A 6918-nucleotide genomic window follows, 5' to 3' on the forward strand; every position below is an offset into this window, starting at 1 on the left:
CTACCTGGGCCGACTACCAGCTGGAAGGAAGGATGGCAGGGGACAGCGCTACGGTCATGGCATTCTTACATTCCCTGAAGAGACCCATGCAGGAAGGGACAGCGGGTGAAATTGCCGGACTTCTTCCGATCAAACAGAAGCTTGATCCGGGAGCATCGACAATTGAGCCCTGGGATATGACGTACCTGCTGGAGAAGCAGAAGACCGAAGACTTTGCCTTCGATCAGGAGGAGATGAAGGCGTACTTCCCCCTTGATACCGTGCTCAATGGGATGTTTGCAATCTGCGAATCCCTTTATGGGGTCACATTTGAAGAGGTGCGTGACTCTCAGACCTGGCATCCGGATGTCAGACTCTTCAGGGTGATCGATGAGAACGATGCATCAACGATCGGCTACCTCTATCTCGACCTCTTTCCACGCGAGGGGAAGTACGGTCATTTCTGTTCAATGAGCATTATCCAGGGGAGGGAGACGGCCGGAGGCTATGCCATACCGGTGAACGCAATCATCGGGAACTTCAACCCACCGGGGGAAGATTTACCCACCTTGCTGACGATGGACGAATGCTCAGCCCTCTTCCATGAGATGGGGCATGCCAAGCATTCCCTCCTCACAAAAGCACCCTATGGCATCCTTGCCGGATATAACACCGAATGGGACTTTGTCGAGACCCCCTCACAGGCCTTTGAGGAGTGGATCGTTGACAAAGAGACACTCATATCAATCTCCGGCCATTACCGGAATCCGGAAGAGAGGATCCCCCCGGAAGATGCAGAGAAGATGCTGGGTGCATGGGAGGTTGGGAGAAGTATCACCTATACCGACTGGCGGCTGACCAAATCGCTTGAGGATATGTACTTCCATACCGCAGACGGTCCTGTTGATACAACCGCCATCTACCAGGATCTCTACGAGGAGATGTATGGGGTTCCTCTGCCTGATGGGATTCACCAGCCAGCGAGCTTCGTCCATATGATGGGGGGATATGATGCCGGGTACTATGGTTATCTCTGGTCGAAGGTCTATGCGATGAACATCGTTGACCGTTTCAAGGAGGACGGCATGACCAACCGGACAACGGGAATGGCATACAGAACCACCATCCTCGAAAGAGGCAATATGGCAGACGGCATGGTGCTCCTGACAGACTTCCTCGGGGAAGAGCCGGGGATTGAGCCGCTGTATAGGTTTCTTGGGATAGAAGGGTCAATATAATGGAGAAAATTGAGCAATAAAAGTCAAATGGGGTTGAGATCCTGAAAATGTAAGGTGTCAGGGAGTGGGCGAGGGATAGAGTTGTTCATCTGCTGTTCATTGGAGGGAGGTGGAGATCAGAACAACTTTCTATAGGTGATACATTCAGGGAAAACCAAATATATCTCTTCCCTGCTTTTAACCAGGTGAAAGATTATACGACCATCATCAGTCAGTTCAAACCCGATCCTGTAACGACCGATACGAATCCGGAACCCTGCAAGATGAAGTGAAACGTGGCACTCTTTTGGATCTCATCTCCGACTCTGGAAATGGGTGTCGAGGAGTGTATCGCTCTCATTTAACACCCCTCAGATCACCCCGATCAACACCAGAATCAGCACAATCCCTCCGACTAACAGCGTGATCACCCCGGCAATACCAAGAGCAAGGAACAGGAGCGGCAGAGGATCCCTCACCACCGCCGCTCATCCCCCCGTGCTTTCGTCCGTTTCCTTCTGAAGAGGTCCTCCCGCTCCATCTCTTCCAGATAATCCGAGATATACGAGATGATCCCCTTCAACTGCGGGATCAGAATCGAATCAAGGGCATTTGCCCGCCTTCTGACTGAGACGATCCGGGACGAAAGGCGGAGGATCGCCCCTTCCACCTCAGCAAGCCTGATAGCGGCTCTAACCGCCTCTTCTGCAAGTGCTGATGCATAATCCAGCCTGCCGGTTGCAGCTGATAAACTGTATCCAGGTTTATCATACGCTCTCAGCGGGTCCGGTATCTGAAATGCAGGGACCCCGGTTCCCATGATCCCCTTCTGAATGACCGGGATATCGGGGATCTTCTGCTCCACTGCCGCACAACTCTCCACCTCACGGCGGGAACCCGCCATCTCGGCTGCAAAGAGGGGGGGATACGCCAGAGAGAACGCCTCCTCCATCATTCTTCTGAGATCAGTTCGCCTCTGTGAGAGGGAGAAGAACTCCATCACCATCGCATCAAGCTTCTCCCGCAGGAGTTCATGCCCCTTTTCGGCAACAACGAGCCTTTTTCTGACCTTCTGGAGTTCTATCCGGGTCGGGCGGGTGCCAGGAGGGAGCCGCCCGCTCACCCGATCTCACCCCGGTAATACTGCTCAATATACTTCGGATCGATCCGCCGAAGCTCCACCTTCGGAAAGATCGAGAGGAGATCCCATGCACGGTCAAGGGTCTCATCAAACGATCTCCCTTCATCCTTCCGCTGCCCGACAAATTCCCGCTCAAACCGCTCAAGGAAGAGGAGATACAACCGATCGACATCGGTCAGCCCCTCGTCACCGATAACCGCAACAAGTCCTGCAAGCCGTCTGCCACGGGCATATGCCGCATAGAGCTGGCTTGAGACGTTCGCATGATCAGATCTGGTCCTTCCCTCCCCGATTCCACCCTGCATCAACCGTGACAGGCAGGGGAGAACATCAATCGGGGGATAGACACCTTTTCTGTGGAGTTCCCGGGACAAGACAATCTGGCCTTCGGTGATGTACCCGGTGAGGTCAGGTACCGGATGCGTGATATCATCATCAGGCATCGAGAGGATCGGCAGCTGGGTGATCGATCCGGGCCTCCCCTTCACCCTGCCAGCCCGCTCATAGAGGGATGCAAGGTCTGTGTACATGTACCCGGGATACCCACGGCGGGCCGGGATCTCCTCACGGGCCGCTGATACCTCGCGGAGCGCCTCACAGTATGCGGTGATATCCTGCATCACCACAAGGACATGCATCCCGCAGTCAAAGGCAAGATATTCTGCTGCGGTGAGGGCAAGGCGTGGGGTGATGATCCGCTCAATTGCAGGATCGTCGGCACGGTTTAAGAAGAGAACCGCATGTGCCCGTGCCCCTGTCTCGGAGAACTCATGAATAAAGAACCTCGCCTCTTCATGCGTGATCCCCATCGCCGCAAAGACGACCGCAAATGACTCGTCTGTTCCCCGGACGCGTGCCTGCCTCGTGATCTGGGCAGCCAACATACTATGCGGAAGACCTGACCCGGAGAAGACAGGGAGTTTCTGGCCCCGGACGAGGGTGTTCATCCCATCGATTGCAGATATCCCGGTCTCGATACAGTCCTCTGGAAACTCACGTCTCGTCGGGTTGATCGCATACCCTGAGATCTCCATCTCCTTCTCTGGCACCACGCTCCCGCCACCATCGATCGGCTCAGCCGATCCTGAGAAGATCCGCCCGAGCATATCTTTACTGACCGGCATCGTCAGCGGCCGACCCGTAAACCGGACGGCAGTGATATCACAGTCGAGGTCACGGGTCCCTCCAAAGACCATCACGATCGCCATCCCTTTCCGTGATTCAAGAACCTGACCTGCCCGGATACTCCCATCAGGAAGGAGGACCTGCACCACCTCATTATATCCGGCATCATCGATCCCGGATACGGCAAGGATCGGACCTGCCACCCGGACAACCGACTGAAACTCCCGAAGCGGCGGCATCAGTTCTCACCCCCGGGGAAGGCTGCCTTCATCTCTTCCAATACTTCTGAAAAGAACGAATCGAACTCATCATGCGGCATCGGACCCATCCTGGAGAGGCGGGCAGTCACTGGGAGCTTCTCAACCTCGCCCGCAGTCATCCCCGCCTCCACCGCACCCCGGCCGCCTCTGAAGTACTGATAAATAAGGATCATCATCCGGTACTGTTTCTCAGGCGGACAGAAGGTATCGACCGGATCAAATGCAGACTGCACAAGGAACGACTCCCTGAGTATTGCTGCAACATTCAGGGTGAATTTATCCTGTTCAGGCAGGAGATCAGGACCAACCAGCTGGACGATCTCCTGGAGTTCGTTCTCCTTCTGGAGGAGTGCAAGGAGCTCTGAGCGCATCGTCCACCACTCCATCCCCCCATGCTTCTCCCACCAGGGGGCAACGAGATCCGCATAGAGTGAATAGCTGAGGAGCCAGTTCACCGCAGGGAAGTGCCTCTGGTGGGCAAGATCGGCATCGAGCGCCCAGAAGACACGGACTATACGGAGCGTATTCTGCGTGACCGGCTCAGAGAAATCACCACCGGGAGGTGATACCGCACCGATCACCGAGACGGAACCTTCTGCACCTGAGAGGGTCTTTACACGGCCTGCACGTTCATAAAAGTCAGCCAGCCGCGATCCGAGGTATGCAGGGTACCCGTGTTCACCCGGCATCTCTTCTAACCGACCCGATATCTCACGCATCGCTTCTGCCCACCGTGAAGTTGAATCTGCCATCAGGGCGACGGTATATCCCATATCCCGGTAATATTCCGCGATGGTGATCCCGGTATAGACCGAAGCTTCCCGGGCAGCAACCGGCATATTTGAGGTGTTACCGATGAGTACCGTCCTCTTCATCAGAGGCTCCTTCGTCTTTGGATCAACAAGCGATGGAAACTGCCGGAGGACATCCGCCATCTCGTTTCCCCGTTCACCACATCCGACATAGACGATGATATCGGCGTCGCACCATTTGGCAAGCTGATGCTGGACCACCGTCTTTCCGGCACCAAAAGGTCCGGGAACAGAAGCAGTTCCACCCTGAACGATCGGGAAGAAAGAGTCGATAACCCGCTGGCCGGTGATCAACGGCCGGATCACCGGGAGCTTCTCTTGGATCGGTCGTGGCACCCGGACCGGCCACCGTTGCAACATGGTGATCTCATGGAACGTGCCATCATCATCCTTAAGCCGGAGGATCGTATCTTCAACCGTATAGTCGCCCTCTTCTGCGACACCCTCTACCGTTCCGGAGATATCAGGAGGAAGGAATATCCGGTGAAGAATATGCTTCGTCTCCGGAACCGACCCGATGACCGCACCACCGATGAGACGGTCACCGGAGGAGACGGATGGGGTGAAGCGGTACAACGTATCACGGGGGAGTGCGGGTGCAGAGACGCCACGAACGATGAAATCACCTGAGATCTGGGCAATTTCGGTTAATGGACGCTGAATCCCGTCATAGATCATTCCAAGGAGTCCGGGGCCAAGTTCTACTGAGAGGGGTCTCTTTGATCGTTTCACCGGTTCACCCGGCGTAATCCCGGTCGTCTCCTCATAGACCTGGATCGTTGCAACATCCTCATGCAGCCCGATGATCTCCCCGATCAGTTCATCCCTGCCGACGAAGACGACCTCGTACATCCGTGCACCACGCATCTGCTCTGCTTCAACGACCGGCCCTGTTATTCGAATTATTCTGCTCTCTGTCATACTGATCACCCTGGCATTCCTCTTCCTGCAACACGCCTGATAGCCTCGGTTATGCTGTCATCTCCTTTCACCGGGCCATACGGCCCCGGTATTCCGATCACCACCGGATAGACCCGGTGCGATCTCCCATGCTCATCCAGGAGCTTCAAAAGCGATCTCGCATACGTATCCTGGATGAGAATGATCCCAATCGTATCATCGAGGAGGAGCCTCTTCAGCTCGTCTTCGAATGCATCCCCGATCAGATGCGTCTCAGCAACTCCCCCAAGTCTGCAGAGGAGTATCGTCTCCCTATCTCCAAGAGCGACGATCTTCATGCCTCTGCCTCCATCACCATCATATCTCCGATCCTCTCAGGAGATACCCCAAGCATGAGACCGGCAGCAGCAGTGCCCAAATTCTCACATTCGATCTGGAGTGCAACAAGGTACCGGATAATTGGACCGCTCCCAAGATGGTACTGGCTGCTGATCATCCTCCCGATATCAAGAATGCACCGGGAGAGGGATAGCTCAATTCGACCGGGATCACGGGTTCTTCTGACCTCCTCAAGGTGGGGTTCGATATACGGCCCGTATGCCGTTTCCCTGATGGCGGAGAAGAGTTCCGTGAGATCGGCTGTCCTGACAAGATCGCGGAGCATGGGTTCTGTGATCTCAAAGCCACCCGGCTGGATGAGGAAAGGCATCAGATCAGATGCATCCATTCCGCGTAACCTGCCCCGGATAAGAATCCTGAGATTCTCGCAGTCGATCATCCGACCAGCCATCAGGACCGCCGGTTCGTACTGCGACTCTTCGATCCCCCGTGCCGCCATCATCAGGGAGCGGTATGCATCTGAGATAAGTGCTGATTCAAAGGCGGAAAAGCCACTCGTTTCACCGATTTTTGTCCAGAGCTCCCGTATCCGTGGAACGACTCCTGAGCGGTGAAGCCTGGTCACCGCCTCTTCAACCGTCGCTGAATGTGCCGCTTTTCTGATCGCAGAATCGGTGAGCGAGGCGATCGGAACTGCCCTGCTCTCGATCAGTTCCTTTGGAAGGCCACCTGCAATACTCCGGAGAATGGCAGCCACCTCGCGGATCTGATATACCTGAATATACCCGTTTATCAGTGGGCGGATCGCATCCGGTACAGTGCCTCCAAGGTTTGTGAGCATCGCATAATGATAGACCCGGATCAGCCGCTCCGTATCATCAAGAGAGATCCCTTCCCGGTATCCGATCTGGTGGCCGAGCCGTTCGGCTCGTTCGAAAAGTTCAAGAAGATCGCCAGCACCTGAGATCTCAAGACTGCCAGCCTTCGTGACAAGCGGGTTACCCATCGCCCTGACCCTGGCAGAAGGGTATGCAAACGAGGCGATGCTCAGGATGATCCGGAACCACCCGGCAGTTATGGCGAGGAAAATCGCGACCAGAAAAGCAACGGCAAGCCCGATCAGGATGAGACCTGATCCCTCACCG

Annotated in this window: 6 protein-coding genes; 1 reads left to right on the forward strand and 5 read right to left on the reverse strand. The window is 55.3% G+C overall.

Annotation, left to right across the window (positions count from 1 at the left end; genetic code table 11):
- Positions 1-1217 (forward strand): M3 family metallopeptidase (locus tag Q7V06_RS07320; protein ID WP_304840105.1); only part of this gene is annotated, 1217 nt, incomplete at its 5' end.
- Positions 1218-1671: 454 nt separating this feature from the next.
- Here Q7V06_RS07320 and Q7V06_RS07325 read toward each other — a convergent pair.
- The 5 genes from Q7V06_RS07325 to Q7V06_RS07345 all read right to left on the reverse strand — a co-directional run.
- Positions 1672-2319 carry a V-type ATP synthase subunit D gene (locus Q7V06_RS07325; protein WP_304840107.1) on the reverse strand — a complete coding sequence of 216 codons (648 nt, stop codon included), beginning with the start codon at positions 2317-2319 and terminating at the stop codon, positions 1672-1674.
- Positions 2316-3701 carry a V-type ATP synthase subunit B gene (locus tag Q7V06_RS07330; protein ID WP_304840109.1) on the reverse strand — a complete coding sequence of 462 codons (1386 nt, stop codon included), beginning with the start codon at positions 3699-3701 and terminating at the stop codon, positions 2316-2318. Before Q7V06_RS07330 ends, Q7V06_RS07325 begins: the two co-directional genes overlap by 4 nt.
- Positions 3701-5455, reverse strand: coding sequence for a V-type ATP synthase subunit A (locus tag Q7V06_RS07335; protein WP_304840111.1), 1755 nt, complete (start codon positions 5453-5455; stop codon positions 3701-3703). Before Q7V06_RS07335 ends, Q7V06_RS07330 begins: the two co-directional genes overlap by 1 nt.
- A gap of 5 nt (positions 5456-5460) precedes the next feature.
- A complete protein-coding gene (locus tag Q7V06_RS07340; RefSeq protein WP_304840113.1) occupies positions 5461-5772 on the reverse strand; it encodes a V-type ATP synthase subunit F in 312 nt (103 codons plus the stop codon).
- Positions 5769-6918, reverse strand: a 1150-nt coding sequence (locus tag Q7V06_RS07345; protein WP_304840115.1) for a V-type ATPase subunit, incomplete at its 5' end; no start/stop codon positions are given. The genes Q7V06_RS07345 and Q7V06_RS07340, both read right to left, overlap by 4 nt.

The organism is Methanocalculus sp. (assembly GCF_030651615.1).
Lineage (GTDB): Archaea > Halobacteriota > Methanomicrobia > Methanomicrobiales > Methanocorpusculaceae > Methanocalculus.

Coding starts and splice junctions, on each gene's coding strand:
- Q7V06_RS07330 (WP_304840109.1), bottom strand. CDS start 3,701: ATGCCGCCGCTTCGGGAGTTTCAGTCGGTTGTCCGGGTGGCAGGTCCG.
- Q7V06_RS07335 (WP_304840111.1), bottom strand. CDS start 5,455: ATGACAGAGAGCAGAATAATTCGAATAACAGGGCCGGTCGTTGAAGCA.
- Q7V06_RS07340 (WP_304840113.1), bottom strand. CDS start 5,772: ATGAAGATCGTCGCTCTTGGAGATAGGGAGACGATACTCCTCTGCAGA.